General features: G+C 45.5%; 30 protein-coding genes. 27 read left to right on the top strand and 3 right to left on the bottom strand.

From position 1 onward, the window contains the following. The first annotated feature begins 21 nt into the window (after positions 1–21). From mnmA to BUA12_RS02550, 22 genes are all read left to right on the top strand, one after another. A complete protein-coding gene (gene mnmA / locus BUA12_RS02655; RefSeq protein WP_072708030.1) occupies positions 22–1128 on the top strand; it encodes a tRNA 2-thiouridine(34) synthase MnmA in 1107 nt (368 codons plus the stop codon). Then, positions 1125–1766 (top strand): tetratricopeptide repeat protein, encoded by a 642-nt coding sequence (locus BUA12_RS02650; RefSeq protein ID WP_072708027.1) that lies wholly within the window; start codon positions 1125–1127, stop codon positions 1764–1766. Before mnmA ends, BUA12_RS02650 begins: the two co-directional genes overlap by 4 nt. 25 nt (positions 1767–1791) lie before the next feature. After that, entirely contained in the window at positions 1792–4179 is a 2388-nt protein-coding gene (gene recD2 / locus BUA12_RS02645) for an SF1B family DNA helicase RecD2 (RefSeq protein WP_072708025.1), read from the top strand. Positions 4180–4423: 244 nt separating this feature from the next. Further along, the gene (gene alaS / locus BUA12_RS02640; RefSeq protein ID WP_072708023.1) at positions 4424–7063 is read left to right on the top strand and encodes an alanine--tRNA ligase; all 2640 of its coding nucleotides are present in this window, start codon (positions 4424–4426) and stop codon (positions 7061–7063) included. Positions 7064–7108: 45 nt separating this feature from the next. Continuing rightward, a complete protein-coding gene (locus tag BUA12_RS02635) occupies positions 7109–7372 on the top strand; it encodes an IreB family regulatory phosphoprotein (protein WP_072708021.1) in 264 nt (87 codons plus the stop codon). Further along, a complete protein-coding gene (gene ruvX / locus BUA12_RS02630) occupies positions 7347–7799 on the top strand; it encodes a Holliday junction resolvase RuvX (RefSeq protein WP_415735702.1) in 453 nt (150 codons plus the stop codon). Before BUA12_RS02635 ends, ruvX begins: the two co-directional genes overlap by 26 nt. Continuing rightward, positions 7796–8104 carry a DUF1292 domain-containing protein gene (locus tag BUA12_RS02625; protein WP_072708016.1) on the top strand — a complete coding sequence of 103 codons (309 nt, stop codon included), beginning with the start codon at positions 7796–7798 and terminating at the stop codon, positions 8102–8104. Before ruvX ends, BUA12_RS02625 begins: the two co-directional genes overlap by 4 nt. A gap of 66 nt (positions 8105–8170) precedes the next feature. Continuing rightward, the gene (gene mltG, locus BUA12_RS02620) at positions 8171–9298 is read left to right on the top strand and encodes an endolytic transglycosylase MltG (protein ID WP_072708014.1); all 1128 of its coding nucleotides are present in this window, start codon (positions 8171–8173) and stop codon (positions 9296–9298) included. 102 nt (positions 9299–9400) lie between these two features. After that, a complete protein-coding gene (locus BUA12_RS02615; protein WP_072708012.1) occupies positions 9401–10027 on the top strand; it encodes an O-methyltransferase in 627 nt (208 codons plus the stop codon). Between the two features lie 3 nt (positions 10028–10030). Then, complete coding sequence (gene udk, locus BUA12_RS02610; protein WP_072708010.1) at positions 10031–10654, top strand: uridine kinase; 624 nt, start codon at positions 10031–10033, stop codon at positions 10652–10654. Between the two features lie 34 nt (positions 10655–10688). Continuing rightward, positions 10689–11165 (top strand): transcription elongation factor GreA, encoded by a 477-nt coding sequence (gene greA, locus BUA12_RS02605; RefSeq protein ID WP_072708008.1) that lies wholly within the window; start codon positions 10689–10691, stop codon positions 11163–11165. After that, positions 11158–11871 carry a 5'-methylthioadenosine/adenosylhomocysteine nucleosidase gene (locus BUA12_RS02600; protein ID WP_072708006.1) on the top strand — a complete coding sequence of 238 codons (714 nt, stop codon included), beginning with the start codon at positions 11158–11160 and terminating at the stop codon, positions 11869–11871. The genes greA and BUA12_RS02600 overlap by 8 nt, the downstream gene beginning before the upstream one ends. Before the next feature lie 196 nt (positions 11872–12067). After that, positions 12068–12586 (top strand): YqeG family HAD IIIA-type phosphatase, encoded by a 519-nt coding sequence (locus BUA12_RS02595; RefSeq protein WP_245772729.1) that lies wholly within the window; start codon positions 12068–12070, stop codon positions 12584–12586. A 3-nt stretch (positions 12587–12589) separates the two neighbouring features. Continuing rightward, positions 12590–13702: a ribosome biogenesis GTPase YqeH gene (gene yqeH, locus BUA12_RS02590; protein ID WP_072708002.1), complete on the top strand. Its 1113-nt coding sequence runs from the start codon at positions 12590–12592 to the stop codon at positions 13700–13702. After that, positions 13699–14508, top strand: coding sequence for a shikimate dehydrogenase (gene aroE, locus BUA12_RS02585; protein WP_072708000.1), 810 nt, complete (start codon positions 13699–13701; stop codon positions 14506–14508). Before yqeH ends, aroE begins: the two co-directional genes overlap by 4 nt. After that, positions 14505–14801, top strand: a complete 297-nt coding sequence (gene yhbY / locus BUA12_RS02580; protein WP_072707998.1) for a ribosome assembly RNA-binding protein YhbY — start codon at positions 14505–14507, stop codon at positions 14799–14801. Before aroE ends, yhbY begins: the two co-directional genes overlap by 4 nt. Beyond that, on the top strand, positions 14798–15373 hold the full coding sequence (nadD, locus tag BUA12_RS02575; RefSeq protein ID WP_072707996.1) for a nicotinate (nicotinamide) nucleotide adenylyltransferase: 576 nt from the start codon (positions 14798–14800) through the stop codon (positions 15371–15373). The genes yhbY and nadD overlap by 4 nt, the downstream gene beginning before the upstream one ends. Beyond that, positions 15351–15920: a bis(5'-nucleosyl)-tetraphosphatase (symmetrical) YqeK gene (yqeK, locus tag BUA12_RS02570; RefSeq protein WP_072707994.1), complete on the top strand. Its 570-nt coding sequence runs from the start codon at positions 15351–15353 to the stop codon at positions 15918–15920. Before nadD ends, yqeK begins: the two co-directional genes overlap by 23 nt. Before the next feature lie 4 nt (positions 15921–15924). After that, positions 15925–16266, top strand: a complete 342-nt coding sequence (gene rsfS / locus BUA12_RS02565; protein WP_072707992.1) for a ribosome silencing factor — start codon at positions 15925–15927, stop codon at positions 16264–16266. Beyond that, positions 16250–16987, top strand: a complete 738-nt coding sequence (locus tag BUA12_RS02560; RefSeq protein ID WP_245772728.1) for a class I SAM-dependent DNA methyltransferase — start codon at positions 16250–16252, stop codon at positions 16985–16987. The genes rsfS and BUA12_RS02560 overlap by 17 nt, the downstream gene beginning before the upstream one ends. A 111-nt stretch (positions 16988–17098) precedes the next feature. Beyond that, positions 17099–17737: a helix-hairpin-helix domain-containing protein gene (locus BUA12_RS02555; protein WP_084669848.1), complete on the top strand. Its 639-nt coding sequence runs from the start codon at positions 17099–17101 to the stop codon at positions 17735–17737. 11 nt (positions 17738–17748) lie between these two features. Next, complete coding sequence (locus tag BUA12_RS02550) at positions 17749–18213, top strand: ComE operon protein 2 (protein ID WP_072707988.1); 465 nt, start codon at positions 17749–17751, stop codon at positions 18211–18213. Here BUA12_RS02550 and BUA12_RS13000 read toward each other — a convergent pair. Continuing rightward, a complete protein-coding gene (locus BUA12_RS13000) occupies positions 18206–18376 on the bottom strand; it encodes a hypothetical protein (RefSeq protein ID WP_178138214.1) in 171 nt (56 codons plus the stop codon). The genes BUA12_RS02550 and BUA12_RS13000 overlap by 8 nt on opposite strands. A gap of 145 nt (positions 18377–18521) precedes the next feature. On the opposite strand from BUA12_RS13000, the gene BUA12_RS02545 reads away from it, so the two are divergent. Beyond that, a complete protein-coding gene (locus BUA12_RS02545) occupies positions 18522–20465 on the top strand; it encodes a DNA internalization-related competence protein ComEC/Rec2 (protein ID WP_178138213.1) in 1944 nt (647 codons plus the stop codon). 11 nt (positions 20466–20476) lie between these two features. Here the strand turns inward: BUA12_RS02545 and BUA12_RS02540 are convergent, their stop codons facing one another. Further along, complete coding sequence (locus BUA12_RS02540) at positions 20477–20617, bottom strand: YqzM family protein (protein ID WP_072707984.1); 141 nt, start codon at positions 20615–20617, stop codon at positions 20477–20479. Between the two features lie 93 nt (positions 20618–20710). Here BUA12_RS02540 and holA point away from each other — a divergent pair, with 93 nt between their 5' ends. After that, on the top strand, positions 20711–21673 hold the full coding sequence (holA, locus tag BUA12_RS02535; protein WP_084669846.1) for a DNA polymerase III subunit delta: 963 nt from the start codon (positions 20711–20713) through the stop codon (positions 21671–21673). 31 nt (positions 21674–21704) lie between these two features. Here the strand turns inward: holA and rpsT are convergent, their stop codons facing one another. After that, positions 21705–21950 carry a 30S ribosomal protein S20 gene (gene rpsT, locus BUA12_RS02530; RefSeq protein WP_072707982.1) on the bottom strand — a complete coding sequence of 82 codons (246 nt, stop codon included), beginning with the start codon at positions 21948–21950 and terminating at the stop codon, positions 21705–21707. Between the two features lie 159 nt (positions 21951–22109). Here rpsT and lepA point away from each other — a divergent pair, with 159 nt between their 5' ends. The 3 genes from lepA to hrcA all read left to right on the top strand — a co-directional run bounded on the left by lepA (position 22110) and on the right by hrcA (position 26172). Beyond that, positions 22110–23933 carry a translation elongation factor 4 gene (lepA, locus tag BUA12_RS02525; protein WP_072707980.1) on the top strand — a complete coding sequence of 608 codons (1824 nt, stop codon included), beginning with the start codon at positions 22110–22112 and terminating at the stop codon, positions 23931–23933. A 39-nt stretch (positions 23934–23972) separates the two neighbouring features. Continuing rightward, positions 23973–25097: a radical SAM family heme chaperone HemW gene (gene hemW / locus BUA12_RS02520; RefSeq protein ID WP_072708875.1), complete on the top strand. Its 1125-nt coding sequence runs from the start codon at positions 23973–23975 to the stop codon at positions 25095–25097. Positions 25098–25185: 88 nt separating this feature from the next. Further along, a complete protein-coding gene (gene hrcA / locus BUA12_RS02515) occupies positions 25186–26172 on the top strand; it encodes a heat-inducible transcriptional repressor HrcA (RefSeq protein ID WP_072707978.1) in 987 nt (328 codons plus the stop codon). Position 26173: the final 1 nt, after the last annotated feature.

The raw sequence follows: 26173 nt of genomic DNA, 5'->3' as shown, positions 1-26173 counted from the left end.
ATTGAGAAAGGAATGTTTTAAATGGATCCATCACAAACAACAGTCGTCGTTGGTATGAGCGGAGGTGTCGATTCTTCAGTCACTGCACAGCTGCTGAAAGAACAGGGGTATAACGTAATCGGTATATTCATGAAGAACTGGGACGACACGGATGAGTTCGGTGTATGTACGGCGACGGAAGATTATGAAGATGTGAGGCTGGTGGCCGAACAGATCGGCATCCCGTACTATTCGGTCAACTTTGAAAAGGAATATTATGACAGAGTGTTCAAATATTTTCTTGAGGAATACGAAAAAGGGCGCACACCCAATCCCGACGTGATGTGCAATAAAGAAATCAAATTCAAGGCGTTCCTCGATCATGCCATGAAGCTCGGCGCGGACTATGTGGCGACGGGACATTATGCAAGAGTGAGCCATGAAGACGGCTCAGTCACCATGATGAGGGGTGTCGACAACAATAAGGACCAGACATACTTCCTGAACCAGCTGTCGCAGGAACAGCTTTCAAAAGTCATGTTCCCGCTCGGCCATCTCGAGAAGTCCGAAGTGAGGGCCCTTGCGAATGACTACGATCTGGCGACAAAAGACAAAAAAGATTCAACGGGCATATGCTTCATCGGAGAGCGCGACTTCAAGGAATTTCTGAGCGGCTACCTTCCTGCAAATCCGGGCCGTATGATCAACCTCGATACAGGAGAGGATATGGGCTCACATGACGGTTTGATGTACTACACCATCGGTCAGCGTCAGGGACTCGGCATCGGCGGCGAAGGCGGACCGTATTTCGTTGCAGGTAAAAACCTCGCGACGAATGAACTGTATGTCGTTTCGCAATATGAAAATGAATCATTGTATTCGACCAAGCTCACCGCTTCAGACGTGAATTTCATCAACGATGTCGAAGACGGACGCCACTGCACCGCAAAGTTCAGATACAGACAGCAGGATGTGCCCGTGACGGTCCTCAGGATCGATGACGACACCATTGAAGTCGTTTTCGACGCGCCTGCCAGAGCGGTGACACCGGGCCAGGCCGTTGTCCTTTATGATGGGGATGTCTGTCTCGGCGGCGCGACGATCGATACGGTGTATAACGAAGAAAAAGTATTGGAGTACCTGGGATGAGCCTGCCTTACGAAGATGCATTGAAAAAAGGGAATACGGAAGAAGCGCTCCAGTCGATCTTCACGAGCATAGAAGAAGCGCCTGATGAAGAAGTGCATTATATCAACGGCGGCAATCTGCTGCACCGTCTCGGCCGTGACGAGGAAGCGGAGAAATTCCTGCAGAAGGCCATTGACCTGAATCCGCATAGCACCAGTGCCTTCTACAGCCTGGCGAACATATATTTCAACCATGAGCGGTATGAGGAGGCAATCAGGCTGTACCTGCTTGCCTACAGCAGGAATCCAAAAGATGCGGATCTGAATTTCATGCTCGCCATGAGCTATGTGCATACGAACGAGCCTGGAAACGCAATGCAGTTTTTTGAAGTGGCGCATCAGGAAAGGCCCGATGATATCGAGACGAATTTCCAGTACGGGCTGCTGTGCTGCCAGCTGAACCTTTTCGATCCGGCCGAGAGGCTTTTGAAGCAGGTCGTGGAAAGCACGCCGCATGCGGATGCGGAATACAACCTCGGCCTGCTCAAGCTCGTGCGGGATGAAGATGCAGCTGCTGCTAAGGTGCACTTTGAGAATGCAATAGAAGTGCAGGCGGATCACCATCTTTCACATCATGCATTGAAGAAGGTTTCAGATTAGTATATTTTAAACGGCGGTGATTATTATGGAACAGTCGTCCATTTATGATGAGAATTATATCATCGGTGAAGTTGAGCGTGTCATTTTTCAAAGCGAAAAAACACGCTTTTTTGTATTGAAAGTCACCATTGATGAAACCAACACAAATTTCGTTTTCGATGCGATCGTCACCGGCTATTTCCATGATATAACCGAAGGTGAGACATACAGGTTCACCGGAGGCATCACGAATCATGCGAGGTTCGGCGAGCAGTTCAATGCAACCCATTTCAAACGCGAACTGCCGAAGACGGACGAAGGCGTGATACAGTATCTGGCCAGTGATACGTTCAAGGGCATCGGCCTGAAGACGGCTGAAAAGATAGTGGCTAAACTCGGCTATAACGCCCTCGAGATCATATCGGACGATAAAGACGCGCTGAAAGCCGTCGGCGGTCTGTCCAGGTCAAAGATCGACATGATCCACCATACGATCCTTGAGAATAAAAAAACCGAGGAGATCATCATCCGTCTCAACGAACTCGGTTTCGGCGCAAGGATGAGTGCGAAAATATTAAAACATTACGGGGACCATACATTAAAGATCCTGGAGAAGTCACCATACAGGATGGTGGCGGACATTGATGGAATCGGCTTCAATACAGCTGATAAGATTGCGCTTGCCCAGGGCATACAGCCTGATGATATCGGCAGGCTGAAAGCCGGTCTCCTGTATATCGTCGAAGACATCACACTGTCCACCGGGCATACTTACATCGGCCATGAAATCTTAAATGTGGAATTGAAGAAACTACTTGAATATAACGGGCAGGACCAGTTTGAAGATGAAGATATCGAAGGCGTGCTCACCGAACTCAAACAAGATGAAAAGATCGTCGTGTTTGAAGGCAAAATCTATCTGCCCACGATTTTTTATGCCGAGCATAAATCGGCGGACGAAATTTACCGTATCGTGAAATATATGGATTCTGAAGACTTCGATGAAGAGCAAGTCGATGAAGAACTGGAAGAAATTGAGCGGGATGAGCAGATCACTTACAATGATGAACAAACCTCAGCTATCCACAGTGCCGTGAATGAAAAGATTTCAATCATCACAGGCGGGCCGGGTACCGGGAAAACGACGATCGTCAAAGGGATCATCGGGTGTTATCATTCGCTTAAAGGATATGAAGAATTTGAAGAATATGATGAAGGTGAGTATCCCATCAAGCTTGTCGCCCCGACGGGACGTGCGGCAAAACGGTTGAGCGAATCCACAGGGATTGAAGCATCAACGATCCACCGTCTGATCGGCTGGGGGCAGGATACGGAGAAAGATGATTTTCTGGATATAGAGCTGAATGCCAAAATGATCATCATCGATGAAATGTCCATGGTGGATACATGGCTTTTCTATCAGCTGCTCAGGAATGTGCCGAGCGAGACCAAGCTCGTGTTCGTCGGGGACAGGGACCAGCTCCCGTCCGTCGGTCCGGGCAAGGTTTTCAACGACCTGATTGAATCGGATGTCATCAAAGTGACCGAACTGACTAAAATCTACAGACAGGGTGAAGGCTCATCCATCATCAAGCTCGCCCACGACATCAAAGAGGAAAAGCCGATCGATATCAGAATGAAGTTCAGGGACCGGGTCTTCATCACTGCGAACATCAGCCAGATTTCAGGACTCGTGGACAACATCGTGAGCCGCGCAGTGGAGAAGGGCTACGACATGCGTGACATCCAGGTGCTTGCACCGATCTACAGGGGCAATGCCGGCATCAATAAACTCAATCAGGTGCTTCAGGAGATATTGAACCCCCTTGATGAGGATAAAGAGGAAATCAAATTCGGTGATATCCAGTTCCGTACGGGGGACAAAGTGCTCCAGCTGATCAACCGCCGTGAAGATAACATCTTCAACGGCGACTCCGGCATCATAGATGAGGTCATACTTAAAGATGGGGACGCGAAAGCGGAGAAGGATATGCTGATCGTCGATTATGACGGCCGGCACATCGCATATGAGCGCAAAGACTTGAGTGAGCTTGCCCATGCTTATTGTACAAGCATCCACAAGGCCCAGGGCAGTGAATACCCGATCGTCATCATGCCGCTGGTTAAAAGCTACAGGCATATGCTGATCAAGAACATCATTTATACAGGCATCACGAGGGCCAAGGAGTCACTGATACTGTGCGGGGATGAAAAGGCCTTTTACGATGCGCTGAGCAATGAGGGCATCACCCGTCATACAACGCTGATCGAAGCGCTGCATGACAAGTTCGGCATCACACAGGAAGCCGTCGGACACGCCCCGGATGCGGACCATGTCGATCGGGAAGTCCGGCCGGTCCGTCTGACGGAGGAGAACCTCTTCAAGATTCCCGCAATGATCAATATGGATAAGACGCCTTACGATTTCAGTTGACAGACCGGATTTTAAATTTTATAATCATTAACGATCAGACTCGGAGTGATCGAGTGTATATGCAGTGATGCACAGAGACATTGTGGCCGGTGAAAACAATGACACGCATATTCACGTGCTGCACTTCGGCGAATAACAATATTTAGAGTGATGGCTTTGCCATAACCTGGGTGGTACCGCGGAATTTTTCGTCCCTATATTCATTATAGGGGCGTTTTTTATTTTAATTTGAGGAGTGAGTGAAATGAAACAAATGACGGGAAACGAAATCAGGGATTTATTCATTGAATTCTTTAAAGAAAAAGATCATATGGTGGAGCCGAGTGCACCGCTCGTACCCATCGATGACGATTCCTTATTGTGGATCAATTCCGGCGTCGCGACACTGAAGAAGTACTTTGACGGGCGCATCATACCCGATAATCCGCGTATAGTGAACGCACAGAAGTCCATCCGGACGAATGATATTGAGAATGTCGGATTCACGGCAAGGCACCATACGTTCTTTGAAATGCTCGGGAATTTCTCGATCGGGGATTACTTCAAGAAGGAGTCCATCACACTTGCCTGGGAGTTTCTGACGAGTGAGAACTGGATGGGATTCGATGAATCACTGCTGTATATCACCATTCATCCCGAAGACACGGACGCATTCAATATCTGGCGGGAGGATATCGGGTTGAGCGAAGACCGCATCATCAGAATCGAAGGCAACTTCTGGGATATTGGTGAAGGTCCGTGCGGTCCGAACAGCGAGATATTTTATGATCGCGGACCGGATTATGAATATGATGCACCCGATGAAGAAATGTATCCCGGCGGTGAGAACGAAAGATATCTTGAAATCTGGAATCTTGTATTCAGTGAATTCAACCATAACAGCGACGGCACTTATACGCCACTGCCTAAGAAAAATATAGATACGGGGATGGGTCTTGAGAGGATAGCGAGCATCGTACAGAACGTGCCGACGAATTTCGACACGGATCTCTTCATGCCGCTGCTTCAAAAGATTGAGGAAGTCTCCGGGAAAAATTATGGTGAAAATGATCAGCAGGACGCAGCATTCAAAGTCATCAGCGACCATGTCAGGACGGTCAGCTTTGCGGTTGCGGACGGCGCACTGCCTTCAAATGAAGGGCGGGGTTATGTGCTGCGCCGTCTTCTGCGCCGCGCTGTAAGGTTTTCAAAAGAACTCGGCGTCAAAGATGCATTCATGTTCTCGCTTGTGGACACCGTCGCGGATATCATGAAAGGTTTTTATCCGAACGTCGAAGAGAAAAGTGATTTCATAAAAGAGGTCGTGAGGAAAGAGGAAGAGCGTTTCCTCTCCACTCTGGATGAAGGCATACGGATTTATGAATCGATTAAGGCATCAGTCAAGGATACCACCGGTGTCATTACAGGTGAGGAGGCATTTAAGCTGTATGACACATATGGATTCCCTTATGAACTCACTAAAGAGTATGCAGAGAATGACGGGCTTAGAGTGGATGATGAAGGATTCAGGGAAGAGATGAAAAAGCAGAGGGAACGCGCGAGAAGTGCACGTAAGGCAGGCGAATCGATGCAGGTCCAGTCTGAAACCCTCTCAAACTTCACTGAACCAAGCACCTTCACAGGATATGAATCGATGCATGAAGAGGCGGAACTTTTACTGATCGTCAAGGATGACCAGGCGCTGGATTCGTATGATGGTGAGGAGACTGTGGAACTCATCTTTGACAAAACGCCGTTTTATGCTGTGAGCGGCGGACAGACGGCGGATACGGGCGTGATTAAAAATGGAACATCAGAGCTCCGGGTCGAGGCGGTTTACAAAGGCCCGAACAATCAGAATGTCCATATCGCGAGACTGGTGAACGGGGCTGTGGAAGCGGGGGCTTCGTACAGCTTGAGCGTGGATGAAGACAAGCGTAGATTCATCGTCAAGAATCACTCGGCAACACACCTGATGCATCAGGCTTTGAAGGACACAATCGGAGAACATGCGAATCAGGCAGGTTCACTTGTTGAAGCGGAAAGGCTCCGTTTCGACTTCTCACACCTGAATCCGTTGACGGAAGAAGAAATAAGAACGATAGAAGATGCAGTCAATGAAAAAATTTATGAAGGTCTGGACGTTCAAATTTCTGAAATGCCGATTGAAGACGCCAAAGAGAAAGGTGCTATGGCTTTATTCGGTGAAAAATATGGTGATGTCGTACGCGTCGTCGATATGGAGGAATACTCCGTTGAACTCTGCGGCGGCATCCACGTAGTGAATACTGCGGATATCGGCCTCTTTAAAATCATTGCAGAGACAGGCATCGGGGCCGGCATCCGCAGAATCGAAGCGGTGACGAGCAAGTATGCCCTCGAATATTATAAACAAAAGGAACGTCAGCTGCAGGAAGTGGCATCTGCCCTGAAAGTGAAAGAAGATAATATTGCCAGGAAGATATCTCAGCTTTATGACGAAAGAACTGAACTGAAGCAGGAAATTAAAGATTTGAAATCCGCATCGGCAAAAGATAAATTGACGGATCTTAAAGACGTCAAGCATGAAGTAGGCGACGTCGAATTGATTGCGACCGAAGTCAGTGCAAAAAATGCCAAAGAATTGAGGGCGGTCATGGACGATGTAAAATCGGCCAACCAGGATGCCGTCATTGCTCTGGGAAGCGTCTCCGACGGCAAAGTTGCACTGGTCGTCACGGTGCCGAAGGACCTGACTGACAGGTTCAAAGCGGGCGATATCATGAAAGGCATGGCTGAACGCGTCGGCGGAAAAGGCGGCGGACGTCCGGATATGGCCCAGGGCGGCGGTACAGAGCCCCACAATTTAACAATTGCATTACAATTTGTTAACGACTACATTACTACTGCCCTGAAGCGCGTATAAATGGTATAATGGTGATAAATCATTTAGGGAGTTAGGAGTGCTTTTGTGGGACAATTTGATGAGACTGTAAAATTCAATGTAGACGAATCCCGGGCAAAACATGTTAAAGAAATATTGACTAACGTTTATAAAACTTTGGAGGAAAGGGACTACAATCCGGTCAACCAGCTGGTCGGCTATCTTCAAAGCGGGGACCCTGCATATATTCCACGTCAGAATGAAGCCAGGAATCAGATCCGTCACGTGGACCGCGACGAAATCATAGAAGTGCTTGTCAGAACTTATGTCGACAGTGAAATTAATGGGTAAAGTGATGGGTCTCGATGTCGGCACAAAGACGATTGGTGTTGCAATCAGTGATGCCTTTGGCTGGACGGCACAGGGTCTGACCACTTTGAAAGTCGATTTTGACAATGGGAAATACGGTCTCGAAGAGATAGCTGAAATTGCCGAGGCACATGATATTTCCTCGGTGGTCATCGGCCTCCCCAAAAACATGAACAATTCCATCGGGGAAAGCGGCGAGCGGTCATTATATTTTAGTGAAATACTTGCGAATCATCTCCCAAGTGTTAAAATAATCATGTGGGATGAACGCTTGAGTACTGTTGGAGCCGAAAGGACTTTACTTGAAGCTGATGTATCACGCAAAAAACGCAAAGCCGTGATCGATAAGATGGCCGCAGTTTTCATATTGCAGGGCTATCTTGATAAACCGACAAAAGGAGAGCTATGAATATGTCTCATGAATTGGACTTTAACAATGAAGAAGAATTGCTGACTTTGTTCGATGAAGAAGGCAATGAGGTACTGTACCGTAAAATGCTGGAATTCCATCATCCTGAATTCAACAAGGATTATATTATTTTAGCGGAAGAAGGCAACTTCGAGGATGAAGAAGGGGATATCGAGTTGATTCCCATGATCAATGTGCCTGACGAAGATGGGGACGGTGGTAAATTTTTACCAGTCGAAACAGATGAGGAATGGGACATGATTGAAGAAGTTGTAAATACTCAGATGGATGAGCCGGAAGAGTAATAAACGAATGATTCAAAATAGCTTCCAATTAAATTGGAAGCTATTTTTAAAGATAAGGAGTCTATTATGAGTAGATATGAGGATATCAGGTTTTCAAAGAATGTATCTTCTTATCTGTCATTGATCATCATCGGGCTGCTGGCAATCGGTGTGATAGTGGTGGCGATCTTCGCCTACCTTTTCCTCACATCGATTGGAGAGCCTATGGATGCCAATTCCGAAGAGACTGAAGAAATCGTCATAGAATCAGGTTCTTCAGCAGGTATGATCGGTGAGCAGCTGGAAGAAGAGGGCATTATCGACAGTGCCACTATGTTTGAAATTTACTTGAGGTTGAACAGCATCACCAATTACCAGGCAGGAGAATATGAGCTTTCTCCGGCGATGGATTATGAGCAGATTGCAAGGACTCTTGAAACAGGGGCGATTTATCAGGAAGTGCTCCACAGGATTACGATTCCTGAAGGCTATTCAGTGGAACAGATTGCAGAACAGCTCAGTCAAAACCTGCCTGTCTCTGAAGAGCGGTTCCTGGAGCTGATGGAGGATACTGAATTCATTCAGTCATTGATAGAGGGCTATCCGGATATGCTCACAGAGGAAATTTTGGATGAAGATGTGAAATATCCGCTGGAAGGCTATTTATTCCCTGCAACATATGATATCACGGAAGAAGAGCCTGATATTGAGGGCATCATCAGGCAGATGCTTGACGCGACCCAGATCAACAGTTTTCAAGTCTACAATTCCGTAGACGAGGTGAGGGTCAACTATGAAGGCGAATCGGTAGCGTTGTCATTCCATGAGTTTCTGACATTCGCCTCATTGATAGAAATGGAAGCCACTTCCCTGGCAGACCGCTCGATGATCGCGAGCGTCTTCCTGAACCGCATGGCCGAAGTTCCCGCCATGCCGCTGCAGACGGACCCGACGGTGCTTTATGCACTGGGCGAGCACCAGGAGCGTACATTGTTTGAAGATCTGGAAGTCGAAGATCCATATAACACTTACCTGCATACGGGACTGCCGCCGGGGCCCATCGCTTCTCCGGGCATGGAGTCCATTCAAAGTACGATGAATCCGAGCAGTACGGATTACTTCTACTTCCTTGCCGACAGTGAAGGCAACAATCATTTTGCAGAAACATTTGAAGAGCATATCGAAAACAGGGAAGAATATATCAACAATCAGTAAGATTTTCTTTTCAATAATCGGGTAATGTGGTACCATATTCATTAATGATTACACAACTGATAACTTTTGTTATCAGTTGTATTTTTTGTATGTGGTGATTATATGGATTTAGCTCAATACGTAAAGACTTTGAATACAGGTCATGAAAGTTATCCGGATATACTGTCGTATGCTGTTGAAAAAAATGTTCCTGTCATAGACAGCGATGCTTTGGCAGCGCTTAAACATCTGATAAGGATTAAAGCGGCGAAGACATACCTGGAAATCGGCACAGCGATCGGCTACAGCGGCCTGCATATGTTATCCGTTTATGACGATTCCCGTTTGATCACCATAGAAAAAGATGAAGCATCTTATGAAACGGCTGTTGAAAATTTTTCAAAGTACAAAGTCGGATCGAGGGTGGATGCCCATCTGGATGACGCAAAAACCATAGACTTGAATTTGGATGAAGCGTCGGTCGACATGTTATTTATAGATGCGTCAAAAGGCAACAACCAGCTTTTCTTTGACAAGTTCAGCCCTTTTGTAAAGGAAGACGGTTTGATTGTAGTGGACAACATACTTCTGAGAGGTCTGGTCATCGACGACGGAATAACCGGCAGGAACAAAAGGAAACTGAAGGAAAAAGTGGATGCCTTTAATCAGAATATGAGCAAAAGCAATTATCCCACATCCTTTTTACCAGTAGGTGATGGGTTATTAGTTATTTCAAAAAGTCAGGTGTAGAAGATGGAAAAACCAACGATTATCGGTATTGCAGGCGGCACCGGTTCAGGCAAGACTTCGGTGACTAGGAAAATCATCGCCTCCCTCGAGGAGCACGACATCACTCTAATAGAACAGGATTACTATTATAAAGATCAGAGCAACAAGACGATGGAAGAACGGTTGAAAACGAATTATGACCACCCGCTCGCCTTTGATAATGATCTGCTGATTGAACATGTCAAATCATTGATTAATATGGAGAGTGTGGAAATACCCACCTATGATTATGTCAATCATACACGCAGTGACAGGACGATCAGGGTCGAGCCGAAGAATGTGATCATCATTGAAGGTATTTTTGCATTGGAAAATGAGCAGTTGAGGGATTTGATGGACGTTAAAATCTATGTCGACACAGATTCCGATATCAGGATACTGAGGCGGATGTCGAGGGACATCAAAGAACGCGGACGTTCCATGGAATCAGTGATCCACCAATATTTGACGGTTGTGAGGCCGATGCATCTCCAGTTCATCGAACCGACAAAACGTTTCAGTGACATCATCATCCCCGAAGGCGGGGAGAACATTGTCGCAATCGATATCATAACTACGAAAATCAGAAGCTTGATTGAAAATTTATAAAAATAAAAGTGAAAGTTTTACGGAGGGTGAAAAAATGAACAATAACAAAGAATATCCAATGACGGAAAGCGGATACGAACAATTACAGGAAGAACTGGAATACCTCATCACCACCAAGCGTCCGGAAGTGGTCGAAAAGATAAAAGTGGCAAGGAGCTTCGGGGATTTATCGGAGAACTCCGAGTATGATGCGGCCAAAGATGAGCAGGGCTTCGTCGAGCAGGAGATCACAAAAATAGAAGAAATGATCCGCCATGCGAAGATCATCGAAGATACCGGGGACAATCATACGGTGCAGCTCGGGAAAACAGTCACATTCACTGAGCTGCCTGACGGGGATGAAGAACAGTATCAAATCGTGGGGAGTGCCGAAGCGGATCCGTTCGAGGGTAAAATCTCCAATGAATCCCCGATGGCCCAATCCCTGCTTGGTGCTAAGCTGAAAGATGAAATCAATGTACCTCTGCCGAACGGCTCGTCCATGAAAGTGAAGATCGTTTCCATTGACTGATGAAAAGAGCGGGGAAGTCATAGGTATCATCGGTGCCATGAAAGACGAAGTCGACATCTTAAAAGGGTGGATGGACGTCGATGAAACGACGACCATCGCACATACGGACTTCTATTCAGGCACTCTGCAGTCCCGAAATGTCATCCTGGTTGAAAGCGGCATCGGTAAAGTCAACTCAACATTGATTACTGCAATGCTCATTGAAAGATTCGATGCGGATATGGTGATCAATACCGGTGTTGCCGGTGCGTTAGCCAAAGATCTGAATGTGACCGACATGGTCGTGTCCAGTGAAGTCCGTCACCATGATGTGGATGCAACGGAGTTTGGTTATTTGCCGGGACAGGTGCCCGGGATGCCTGAGGCCTACAAAGCCGATGGAAACCTTGCTTCTGCAGCGCTTGGTGTCTTGAAGGGCAATGAAACGATTGCTGCCGTGAGCGGATTGATCGTAAGCGGGGATTCCTTCATCGCCGGTGAGGAGCAGAAGGAAGCAATCATCAGGAAATTCAGTGCAGGACTCGCTGTGGATATGGAATCGGCAAGCATTGCCCAGACATGCCACCAATTCAACGTCCCCTTCCTCATCCTCCGTGCGATTTCGGATAAGGCCGGTCAGAGCGCCGATATGACTTATGAGGAATTTCTTGGGAAAGCTTGTATAAATTCGTCTGAAGCTGTAATATTATTATTAAAAGAACTGTAATGTGGAGGGACCATAATGACTTTATTAATGATTTTATCAATTATAGCGACAGTTGTAATTGGATACTTCATTTACCGCGACACAGAAACTGAAGATAATGATATTATTGAGTAAATGAAAAGCACCTTAAAATTTAGGGTGCTTTTATTAATGTGATAAAATAGAAGAAATGAGTTTAGAGGGGACAGCTTTTAAATTGATTAAAAAATATTTTATGCCAACTTCCTACGTGGAAGACTTTACGAAAATCACCCCGGCAAGGTTGAATCAGCTTGATGTCAAGTCGGTGATCATCGATCTGGATAACACCCTTGTAGGCTATGATGAAATGAACGCGAATGACCGCGTACTGGAGTGGGTCCGCCTGATGAAAGAAAATGGCATCAAAGTGACCATCGTTTCCAATGGAAAGAAGAAGAGGGTCAGGCAATTTGCAAAGCCTCATGATATTGATTATATTTTCAATGCAAGAAAACCATTATCAAAAAACTATAAGAAAGCCATAAGTTCAACAGGTGTATCCAAAAATGAAACCGTTATGGTGGGGGATCAGTTATTGACCGATATATTTGGTGCAAACCTCATCGGCATCAAGAGCATACTGGTGGTGCCTGTAAAAAACAGGGATGGTTATGCAACCCTGCTGAACAGAAGAATCGAGAGGTTCATCATGAGATATTTCAGGAAAAAAGGGCTGTTGGTTAAGGAGGACTAATCATTGAGTGATTTAAAATGTATCGGCTGCGGTGCCGCACTGCAGTCCGGGGATGAAACGAAAAAAGGCTATATACCCGAAAGCGGCATGAAAAGGGAAGATGCCATTTGCCGGAGATGTTACCGTCTGAAACACTATAATGAAATAATGGATGTGGATATCGATTCCGGAGAGTTCATGACCATGTTGAACTCCTTATACGAGGTGGACGGGCTGATCATCAAAGTGATTGATGCTTTCGATATCAACGCAAGTCTCATACCTTCATTCAATCGTATCGTCGGAGATAAGAAAGTCATTGCCGTGCTAAATAAAACCGACCTTCTGCCAAAATCTGTGAATGTCAACAGGCTGATTCACAGGGCTAAGTTGATGCTGAAGGAAAACGGCATCACCGCGGTGGATATGGTCGCCGTCAGCGCATTAAAAAATCATGGGCTGGATCGTTTGATAGACATGATCACCAGCCATGCCGGAGGAAAAGATGTCTATGTGGTCGGGACCACCAATGTCGGAAAATCGACGCTCATCAACCAGTTGATTAAAATGACCACCGGTGATGGCGAAGTCATCACTACAAGCAGATTTCCGGGGACGACACTTGACCTCATAGACATTCCGTTGGATGAAAATGCATTCATATATGATACGCCGGGTGTCATCGTACCGAGCCAGATGGCACATTATATATCAAAAGATGATTTGAAGCACATTACACCTTCAAAAGAGATCAAACCGGTCACTTTCCAGCTTGAAAGCGGACAAACATTGTTTTTGTCCGGTCTTGCACGTGTGGATTTTGAAGCAGGGGACAGAAGCAGCTTTACCGTATATGCGTCCAACCAGCTGACACTCCACAGAACGAAGACGAGCAATGCAGAAAATTTCTATGAGAAGCATTATTCCGGGCTGTTGGCACCGCCGGAAATCGAATCACCGGTATTGATGGAGAACGGCAAAACCTTCTCGTTCGATGTTACAGAAGACAGTGATATTGAGATCAGCGGATATGCTTTCATCAGCGTCTCCGGAGGTGCCCGGGTTTCTGTACATGTTCCAAAAGGTGTGGAAGTGAACCTGAGACAAACGATTTTCAAAGGTGGTTCATCATCATGAACTTCGCTGTAATCGGTTCTCCAATCGGGCATACACTGTCTCCAATGATCCATGATGCCAACTTCAGGGCACTCGGCCTTGAAGATACTTATCAGGCATTACATGTGATGCCGGATGATCTTCAGTATATCCGGGATATCATAAAACAATATGAACTGGATGGCTTCAATGTGACGATTCCGCACAAGGAAACAATCATGCAGCATCTGGACGATATAGACCCAAGGGCGCTGGAAGTCGAGGCGGTCAATACAGTGATGGTCAAAGGTGACCGGCTGATCGGATTCAATACAGATGTGACTGGGTATAAGCAGGCTTATACAGAGCGTTTCGGCAGCTCACCATGCAGGGTCCTCATCCTTGGCGGCGGCGGTGCGAGCAAGGCGGTATTCCGTGCGCACCGTGAAATCGGGGATGAGATCACCATCTATGCTCGACGGAAAGCGAGTTTTGACACTTTCCGTGATCAGGGCTTCAGCAAATTATCCGGTTTTGACGATATCGGCCATTTTGATGTCATCATAAACACTACACCGGTGGGCCTGAAGAACGAAAACCTTTTTGACATGATGAATTTCCCTAAGAGTGCAATCACGGAAAATACGATAGGCATTGATTTGATTTATAATCCTCATGTGACACCATTCCTGGAGGCTTTCCATGAAGAAAAAAGGATGAACGGTCTTGCGATGCTGGTCAACCAGGGGCTGCATGCATTCGAAATATGGCATGAGCATGCATACAAAGGTAATTACGAAGCTGTATATAAAGAATTGGACAAAAAATTCGGAGGTGACATAAAATGACGGAATTATCATCTAAAAATATCAAGCAGCTTAAGAAAGAATCTCACGACCTGAACCCGATATTCCAGGTAGGGAAGAATGGGGTGACCGACAATTTCATCGAGCAGATCAATGATGTACTCGAAAAAAGGGAACTGATCAAAATTTCGGTTTTGCAGAACTGTCTTGAAGATAAAGATGACATTGCACAAGAGGTGAGCGAAGCGACCGGCAGTAATGTTGTGAGCATCATCGGCAATACGATCATCCTTTACCGTGAATCCACCACGAACAAGCAAATAGAATTGTCATGAAGACAGGGATATTCGGGGGCACTTTCGACCCCATCCACATCGGCCATATCATTTCCGTATTGGAAGTGAAATTGAAGTTTGGACTCGACAGGGTCATCTTCATACCCGCCAGGCAGTCACCGCATAAGACTTTAAAGCCCTCGGATGATGATGACCGGGTGGAGATGTTGAGAAAGGCGACGGCCGGTTACGAGGGGATCGGGTTGGATACTGTGGAACTGCAAAGGGAAGGCAGGAGCTTCACATACGATACGGCAGTCTACCTCAAGGAGAAGTACCCTGAGGATGAACTCTATTTCCTGATGGGTACGGATCAGTATGAAAGCTTTGAAAGTTGGTACAGACACGAAGACCTGCTTGAAATGATGAAGTTTATTGTCATGATGAGGCACAGTGACGATGTTGACATAGCGAACCCCTTCATCCGGGCGGATCAGCTGGTCGTGGAGATCTCCTCCACACTCGTCCGGGCACGCATCGGCCAGGGCTTGCCTTACAGGCATTTTCTGGATGCATCGGTTTATGAATATATTAAGGAGAATGCATTATATGAAACACAAAGCAGCACTTAAATTGGTCAAAGATAAACTGCCTGAGAAAAGGTATGAACATTCTGTGCGCGTCGCCGAGACGGCTGTGAAGATGGCCGGGATATTTGAAGCGGACAAAGATAAATGCTACCTTGCGGGCATACTGCATGATTACTCCAAATATGATGACCTTGGCACCATGTATCAGTATGTCACGAAATATAATCTGGATCCGGCCTTGCTGGCCTTCAATTCAGAGCTTCTGCACGGACCGGTCGCCGCGACGATCATGAGGTTTGAATACGGCATCGAAGATGAAAGCATCTATTTCGCGATATCCAGCCATACTTCCGGACGGCCCCAGATGCTTTTGATAGAGAAAATCATTTATGTAGCAGATTATATCGAACCGGACAGAAAACAGCCGGGCGTAGACAAGATCAGAGACCTTGTCTTCGAGGAAAAGAACCTGGATCTCGCCATATACGAAATCACGAGAATGACACTTAAGAGTCTACTGAAAAAAAATCGGCCGATTTATAATAGGACAATCGAATGTTATAACTATTATAATATGGTCAAGGAGTGAAAGAATGAAAAGTGAAGCATTACTGGAGATGATGGTTGACGCATGTGATAATAAGCGTGCAGAAGATATAATGACTTTCGACGTCAAAGATACGAGCTCAGTGACCGATTTTTACGTCATATGCCAAGGTAATTCAGACCGGCAGGTGCAGGCGATTGCAGATGAGATAAAGGAACAGGCGAAAGAACAGGATATAGAAGCGCTTGTTGAAGGCTATCGTGAAGCCAAGTGGATATTATGTGATCTCAACGACGTGATCATCCACGTCTTCCACAGACCAGAAAGGGAATATTACAACCTGGAACGGTTATTCAAAAATGGTGAGCATGTTGACACCAGAATTTAACCATCAGGACGGGGCCATCGGTCATTTTTATAATGAACTGACATATGATATTCCTTACAATCTCTGGCTCGACATCATCGATCATTTCAAGGGTGGACGCGGATCCGTGCTGGATATGGGGTGCGGCACCGGACGACTGACAAGAGAGCTTGATTTCCATACAAAGTATGGAATGGATATATCCGAATCGATGCTGGAAATCGCGGAGCAGGGTAATGAAACGATCCATTATTTCCAGGCCGACATGAAAGATTTCGAACTTGATGTGACGTTCGACATGGTGGTTGCGACAGTCGATGTATTAAATTATCTGGAAGATGAAGAGGCATTCGTCTCCACTATGAAGAATGTGCGGAATCATCTGGATGACGACGGGGTCTTCATATTTGATATCCACAGCAAATATAAGATGGAAAATGACTTCAATGATATGCTCTATACGGACGACACCGAGCATATCACCTACATCTGGCACGCCAATAAAGGCGAAGCCCCATTGTCTGCGGTCCATGAAATGACCTACTTCGTAAAAAGTGATGATGATCTTTACCACAGGATGGATGAAGTTTACAGACAGAGGACATATGAACATAAGGATGTCATCAAGATGATTGAAAAAGCGGGTTTGTACCTTGACACTGCATTCAGTGATTTTGATATAAACAATCCTGTGACGTCGGTTTGCGACAGGGTGTTTTATGTCGTCAAAAAAGCTTTGTAACTGTTAGTTGCAAAGCTTTTTTGAGTTTTTTAATTTACTTGATGAAAAAATAAATCAAAAACTGCATTTTCCTCCTAATATAGTAAAAGGGTTTTTTAAGGAGATGGGGAAATGTTCAGGGAACATTATGAAAAATATAAAGAACATCTGCCGTTGGTCAGTTTAGGAGCCGCAGCATTACTAATCGTCCTTTTTGTTGGCAGTCTGATATTTGACGGGAATGAAAAAGTCAGCATCAATGAAACCCCGATTTCTGAAACTGCGTATGCAGAGGAAGATGAGGAACCGGAAAAGGCAGTAGATACCGCTCCGATTTACGTCATCGTAGAAGTGAAAGGCGCTGTGAAAAACCCCGGTGTATTTGAAGTGCCTCAGGATGCAAGAGTGACGAATGTATTGAGTCTCGCAGAAGTTTCATCATCAGCCGATCTTCTGACAGTGAATCAGTCTGAAAAAGTGAAAGATGAGATGGTGATCTATGTACCTGAGCAGGGGGAGATCGAAAAAGCCGTCATTCCCGGCACTCCCGTAAGCCCTCAGGATGAAGCGGGAACGGCTTTGGTCAATATAAACACTGCCACTGCAGCCGAGCTCACAACTTTGAATGGTATCGGTGAAAAGAAGGCTCAGCTCATTTTGGAATACCGGGAACAGAATGGCTTGTTCATGGCCAAAGAAGACTTGATGACTATCACAGGCATCGGAGAAAAAACTTTTGACAGTCTGGAACCATATATTACAATAGAATAAAGGCGGGATGAATGATGAGAATAGATTGGCATGAATACTTTTTGGCACAAAGCCATTTACTCAGGCTCAGATCGACTTGTGAACGGCTGAAGGTCGGAGCTTTAATCGTCAAGGACAACAGGGTCATAGCCGGCGGCTACAACGGATCCGTATCCGGTGAAGACCATTGCATCGATGTCGGATGCTACATAGAAGGCGGGCATTGCATACGTACGATACATGCCGAAATCAATGCACTGCTGCAATGCTCGAAATTTGGAGCCTCGACAGAGGGGGCGAGTGTCTATGTCACCCACTTCCCCTGTGTGCACTGTACAAAATCGATGATACAGGCGGGAGTCAAAAACATCTATTATGCGGAAGACTATAAAAATCATCCGTACGCAATTGAATTGCTCGATAAGACAGGCGTCAATTATCAACAGATTGACCTGGACCTCCAAAAGGTCGCCGGTTATTTTGAAAACTTCAAATGATCGCCTTCTTCGTGTTCCTGTCGTTGATCACCGGATGCATAGTCCTGAAAAGCCCGATGCTGGGCTTATTTTTTTTGGCGGTTTTTTGCATTTTGTGCTTCAGAAAACTGAAGAACCGCTCACATGTATTATGGTTTTTACTGATTGCAGCCATTCCGCCCATATTTTTGAATCCTTCTGAATTGGGAGGGAGCGTTGCAACAATTGATGAATTCATAATCGTTGATTATAAGCATTACCGGGATGAAACACATTATATCGTGTCTTCCGGAAGTGGGACTTTTGAGCTGTTCACGGAAGAATCTGATATGGAGGAGGTAGGCCTCCGCTGCACCGGGCCGTTTGATGTCGCCGAAATCAAACGGCAGAGGAACTTTTTAAAACAGGACGAAGCGTCCCGATACGCCGTCAACAATATCTTAGGAAGAATATATTTGGAAGAGCTTGAGGAGGAGAGGTGTGAAGGGGGAGATAAAGATTTTCAAATGTGGCTTGCACATTTCAGGAATACTTACATGCAAAAAGTACTGGAGTATACGGAATATGATTATAAATACGACCTCCTCACCCTGACGGTGGGGAATAAGAGCTATATTGAAAGTGAGTTTTTTGAGGCGTTGCAAAGACTCGGGATATATCACCTGTTCGTCATCTCAGGTACACATGTCGCATTCATCACTGCGGTCCTCTACTTTATCTTAAGGAAGATGCGGCTGACCTCAGGCAGCGTGAAGTTGCTGCTGATCGCCTCACTGCTGATATTCTATATGATGAATATCTACAGCCCGAGTGTTTTCAGGGCAGTATTCATGGCCATCATGCTGATTCTCGCCTCTTTTTTCAGAAAGAAACCCTATTTGACCGTCATTTCTTTGAGCGCCCTGCTTCAAATGTCACTCAACCCCTATATAGTGTTCCATGCCGGCTTCCAGCTTTCTTACATCACTACATATTTTATTTTGCTGAGCCGGACGTTCATCCATGGTAATAGTCCGCTTACTCAGCTCATTCAGATTACACTGATTTCTGAAGTGGCCACATTTCTGATCATACTGATACAGTTCAACGAAATCAGCATCAGCGGAATCATAATGAATTTGATATTTGTACCTTTTTTTTCACTGGTCATTTTTCCGATGGTGATCATTTTTCAACTCCTTCTGCTTCTGCCCTATATACCCGCTGTCGATCACTTGTACCACTTTGTTTTTTCCTGGTCGAAGGAAGTGATTTATTTTCTTGCTGATATGATCAAACACCGTTACTCCATAAAAAATTTGAATGCACCGATCTATATAGTGGTCGCTGTACTCAGCTATATGATGGCTGCAGACATTTGCAGGTTGAACTTTTTCAAAGTATTTCTGAAGGGTGCAGTGTTCATCACACTGATATTTACAGCCAATATCACAGACAGGGATGATTTCACTTTCACCATGATAGATGTGGGGCAGGGCGATGCATTCCTGATAGAAGATCATCAGAGTGACATCACCGTGCTGATTGATACGGGCGGACAATTCACGTTCGGGGGGAGGGAGTCCCTGCTTGCGGAACGGACTGTGCTGCCTTATTTGAAGGAACGGGGAATCGATGATATAGATTTACTGGTACTGAGCCATATGGATATCGATCATGTCGGGGAAGTGGAGGACATACTTGAGGCTAAAAACGTCAGGAACCTTCTTGTCAATTCAAAGGATCCGAAATTTGTAGAGTGGTCCCAAAGTCACATTGAGGGAAAATACAACGGGAATATATTGGCATCAAAAGATATAAAGACTCTGGAAGCAGGGCACATACTCATGGAAAACCTGACCCTGGATGATGGTTTGGAGGGTGCCGACTCGAATGACAGTTCAATAGTACTGAAAGTGTCACTTGGTGATTATGATTTTTTGATGACCGGGGATGTTACAGAGGCTGTGGAACGGAAGCTTCTGGAATCCGGGGAGGATCTCACAGCGGATGTTTTGAAGCTCGCACATCACGGCTCGGCCACTTCAAGCAGTAACGGGTTTATCGAGGAAGTGAGCCCCGCGCATGTGCTGGTTTCGGCAGGGGCCGATAATCGGTACGGGCATCCACATGAGGAAGTGATCGACCGGGTTTCGCATACTAATATTCTCAGTACAGCTGAAGCCGGCATGGTACAATTGAACATCAGGGATGAGACGATGTGCATCATCAGCCGTCTGGATCCTTTCCTGAATCAGTGCACAAAAAAAGAGCTGATTACTCAGCTCCCTTGACGAAAGTCTTCCTACCACAGCCTGCCGACCACTTCAAAAACCTGGGCGATGACATAGATGACCGTAAGCCCCAGAAATCCGACCACAAAGGCCAGGCCGGAGTCCACAACGTCATTATTTTTGGATTGTACATTCTTTTCGAATTTATTCATTGAGAAACCCCCCTAAACTATTCATCATCTATTATAGGATAATTATCAAATAAAAGCTATAATAGATTCATGATTTAATACGGAGTGAAGATAATGAACCTCATACATGTGATTTACGGTACGAACACCATACGTATAGAAGAACAAGCCACACAGCTGGCTGAAGATTATCTGGGTGAAACGGATGAATTCAGCCTGGTCTCCCTTAATTACAGGGAAACCAGTGTGGAGGCCATCATTGAAGAAGCACAGACGCTGCCTTTCCTGTCGGACAGGAAGGCAATCATCATCAATGATGCGTTTTTGCTGACCGGGTCTAAGGTGAAAAGTGATGTCGAACATAATATAGACCTGTTTTTGGATTATATACAGAATAAGAACGATGATACTCTGATGATCTTCAAAGTGTTTAATGAGCAACTGGACAAAAGGAAAAAGCTCACAAAACTTATGATGAAAGAAGGCGCGGTCACTGAAATCCGGGAAATGACGGAGACCGAAATAAAGGATTTCATAAAAAAACTTTTAAGGGATGAAGGGATGGACATCGGGGACCGGGCACTCGGGATGTTCCTTGAAAGAACCGGGGTAAATTACAGCAATGTCAAAAGTGAGCTTGCGAAAGTCATGCTGTACGCGGAGGAGAAGATAACGGAAGAAGATGTAGCGGACGTCGTCAGCACCAGCATGGAGCAGAATATATTCCAGTTGACCGAATTTGTGCTGAACGGCCGTAAAGAAGAGGCTGTGAAGCTGGTGAGGCAGCTCATTTTACAGAAAAATGAGCCGATACAGCTGCTCCACCTGATCATCAGCCAGTTCAGGCTCCTGTACCAGGTCAAGCTGCTTGCAGCAGAAGGGTTCGCACAGGATTATATGGCAAAACAGCTGAAGGTTCATCCTTACAGAGTGAAACTCGCTTTACGCGAAGCTAAAAAGCACAGGCAGGGTAATCTGGAGGAGAAAATGGTCATGTGCCGCAACATGGATTATAAATTCAAATCCAGTTACCTGGACCGGGACACACTGTTTGAGCTTTTCATAATGGAAATCTGACAAAGAAAAAACCTTCTTGTGAAAGAAGGTTTTACTTAGTCATTAACTTTGATTTCATACGTGATGCTTTATTAGAATGAAGTAAGTTTTTCTTGTTAGCTTTGTCCACCTGCTTGACAGCATATGATACAAGCTCGTCAGTATTCTCTGCATTTTCGGTTTTGGCAGTTTCCGCGCGTTTCACTGCAGTCCGCATGGCATTCTTTTGAGCAATGTTTAAATCTTCAGCTTTCTGACTTGATTTAACTCTTTTGATTGCTGATTTAATATTAGGCATAACGTCACCTCCACAATTTAGTTGTACAACTTTAATTGCAACAAGAAGTATTTTACCAAATAACCGTGCAAGATGCAATAAGCAAGCCGAAATGAATTGAAGAAAATACAGATCACTGATATAATATTGACATTCGATTGAACAGAAAGTTGGGTATTAATGACAGATAAAGAACGCATTGCAAGGCAGAAGAAAATCAGAAACTTTTCAATCATTGCCCATATAGATCACGGTAAGTCGACTTTGGCTGACCGTATATTGGAAAACACCAAATCCGTAGCCGACCGGGATATGAAACATCAGCTGCTGGATTCAATGGACTTGGAACGGGAACGCGGAATCACAATCAAATTGAACGCGGTACAATTGAAGTACACGGCAAAAGATGGTGAAGATTACATATTTCATCTGATCGACACCCCGGGACACGTCGATTTCACATATGAAGTCTCGCGCTCCCTGGCAGCATGCGAAGGGGCGGTCCTCGTGGTGGATGCCGCGCAGGGCATCGAAGCCCAGACGCTCGCAAATGTTTATCTTGCCCTGGATAACGAATTGGAAATGCTGCCTGTGATCAATAAAATTGATCTGCCTGCAGCGGAGCCGGACCGTGTTGCCCAGGAAATAGAAGATGTGATCGGTCTTGAAAAAGAGCTTGCAATCCATGCCTCGGCCAAATCGAATATCGGGATCGAAGAAATTTTGGAGGCGATCGTCGAAATGGTACCGCCGCCGGAGGGGGATGTGGGCGCCCCTTTGAAAGCACTGATATTCGACTCCATCTATGATCCGTATAAAGGCGTGATCTCTTCAATCAGGGTCAAGGAAGGAGTCGTAAAGCCCGGTGATAAGATAAAGATGATGGCGACCGGCAAAACATTCGAGGTCGCGGAAGTCGGCATCAACACTCCTGCCCCGATGCCGGTTGCAGAACTTTCGGTCGGTGATGTGGGCTACCTCGTCGCTTCCATCAAAAATGTCGGAGACTCACGTGTGGGGGATACCATCACGCATGCCGACAACCCGGCGACTGAAGCCCTTGAAGGATATAAGAAGATGAATCCAATGGTCTTCTGCGGCATGTATCCGATAGACTCGAACCAATACAATGATTTGAGGGAGGCTTTTGAAAAGCTCGAGCTGAATGACTCCTCCCTCCAGTACGAACCTGAAACTTCCCAGGCCCTCGGCTTCGGATTCAGGACAGGTTTTTTGGGTCTTCTTCATATGGAGATCATTCAGGAAAGGATTGAACGCGAATTCGGCATCGATCTCATCGCAACCGCACCTTCAGTGATTTATGAAGTCGCCATGACGGACGGCTCCGTGATGAAGGTGGACAATCCTGCCCAGATGCCCGATCCCCAAAAAATCGACACGATCGAAGAACCTTATGTCAAGGCACAGATCATGGTTCCGAATGACTATGTCGGGGCAGTGATGGAGCTCTGTCAGAGGAAACGCGGGAACTTCATCACTATGGATTATCTGGATGATATCCGTGTCAACATCATTTATGAAATTCCACTTTCGGAAATCGTTTTCGATTTCTTCGACATGCTCAAGTCCAATACGAAAGGTTATGCATCCTTCGACTATGACATCATCGGCTACAAGGAGAGCAACCTGGTCAAGATGGACATTTTATTGAACAATGAAAAAGTGGATGCGCTCAGTGTGATCGTTCACCGGGACTTTGCGTATGAACGCGGCAAGCATATCGTGGAGAAGCTGAAGACCCTCATACCGAGACAGCAGTTCGAAGTACCCATCCAGGCGGCAATCGGCCAGAAGATCATATCGAGGACCAATATCAAATCCATGGGTAAAAATGTACTCAGCAAATGTTACGGCGGGGACATCAGCCGTAAACGCAAGTTGCTCGAGAAACAAAAAGAAGGTAAAAAGAAAATGAAATCCGTCGGTTCTGTGGAAATTCCGCAGGAGGCATTCCTGTCAGTATTGAAGATGGATGATGATTAAAGAAGCCACATATTGTGGCTTTTAATTTTGTTAGGACGTGTGAAAATGAAAAGCTTGTATATTCATATTCCATTCTGCAACCGTATATGCACTTATTGCGACTTTACGAAGGTGCTGATTAAAAATCAGCCGGTCGACGATTATATAGAAGCATTGATCAAGGAAATGAAGACGCTTGAGCATAGGGACTTTGAAACAATTTATGTGGGAGGAGGCACGCCTACCGCGCTGAGCGTAAAGCAGCTCGAACATCTGCTGTCATTCATTTCTGAAAATTTCACAGTCTCCGGGGAGTATACATTCGAGGCGAACCCGGATGAGGTGACGACGGCGAAACTCGATCTTCTCAAGTACTACGGCGTCAACAGGGTGAGCCTCGGCGTACAGACTTTTAACGATGATATATTGAAAGTGCTGAACAGGAGCCATGACTTCAATGATATTTTCAGAAGCATCGATCATCTGGAAAAAATCGGCCTCAACAATTATTCCATGGATCTCATGTATAATCTGCCGGGTGAGACGTTTGATGATATCGACACCAGCCTCAAGTATGTGGAGGAATTGAAGCCCAGGCATATTTCCTGGTATTCGCTGATAATAGAGCCGCATACAGTCTTCTATAATGAAATAAGAAAAGGCAGAATGAAAATTGATGACGACAACAAAGAAGCTGAAAAGTATATCCGGGTGATGGACGGCCTGCAGAATCTCGGTTACCCTCAATACGAAATTTCCAATTTTTCCGTAAAAGAATATGAGTCTGCCCACAACAAAACATATTGGCATAATGATAATTATTACGGTGTGGGGGCGGGTGCCCACGGATACATCAATAATGAACGTTACTATAATGTAAAGCCTGTGCCGCACTACATCAAAGCGATTAATGAGAATGATTCAGCTGTCAAAGAAACTTTACGCCTGTCCGAAACTGAAATGATTGAAGAAGAGATGTTCCTCGGCCTCAGAATGACCGAAGGTGTTTCCAAAGAGAGGTTCAGGATGAAATATGGAGTATGCCTGGATGAGTATTATAAAGAGGAATTGACCTCTTTGAAAGAGAAGCGATGGATCTGGGACGACGGTCTCAATATCGCTTTGACCGATTCCGGCAGGATGGTCGGTAATGAGGTGTTCATGAGATTTTTAAAGTCCTCATAAAATGAGTACAATTGATTGACATACTTTGACCAATTTGATAAGTTATATTTAGCACTCGATGTTATAGAGTGCTAAAGAGGTGAAGTCAATGCTTACTAAAAGGCAAGAGCTCATCTTATTTTTGATTGTGGATGAATTTCTGGCCGCCATGGTTCCCGTTAGTTCGAAACAGATTATTCAAAAATATCGACTTGATATTTCCAGTGCTACGGTTAGAAACGAAATGGTCAAGCTTGAAGCATCGGGCTTTTTGACAAAACCACACACATCTGCAGGCAGAATGCCTTCCAGAGAAGCACTCAAATTTTATATTGGAAAATTAAGCGAAAAACTGGATCATGAATCCTATACAGAACCGGTCCCTCTGAATGTGAACAATCATCATAATCCTGAAGATCTGTCGAGGGGCACTGCTGCAAAAATCAGTGCGCTGACCAATCATTTGACTGGAGTCTCCTTTACTGGTAAAGATGAAACAGTCAAGGGTGTTTATTTCACTCCGCTGAATGAAGGGATCCTGCTTGTCATCATAGTCCTGGAGTCCGGTGATATCAAGGAGATCCCCGTCAGGATGGATTACAGCGTATCACTTGAGACTTTGAAGATACTCACCAACTACTTCAATCAGACAGTCGTCGATACACCGTTACAGGAACTGTCTGATCTGCTCAGAACTTCATTGAAGGACACTGCGCTTGAATATACAATCAACAGCGTGGCTGACAGCATCAGGGCGGACCTTGATCAACCGAGGAAATTCAGCGGCTATTCCGGCTTCAATCACCTGATACAGCAGATCAGCGAAAATACAGACACCCTGCGGGCATTGTATGATGATCTGGAGGCCGATCAGCTGGACAAAATCATTGATATCACTGAAAATGATGGAGTTGATATATATTTGGGGGACGAATTGCCTGAAGACTATCATTCGATCTCAATCATCACAACAAACTTCAAGTTAGCCGGTTTTGATGGGAATCTTATGATCATCGGACCTGAAATGATGGGCTATAAGAAAGTCATAAGATTATTGCATGCGATTAATAATCAGAGCACAAAAGGAAGTGAATAAT

It is taken from the genome of Lacicoccus alkaliphilus DSM 16010, from assembly GCF_900142805.1.
GTDB lineage: Bacteria > Bacillota > Bacilli > Staphylococcales > Salinicoccaceae > Lacicoccus > Lacicoccus alkaliphilus.
Note: the sequence above shows the minus strand (reverse complement) of the source record. Positions and strands in the feature narration are given on the sequence as shown.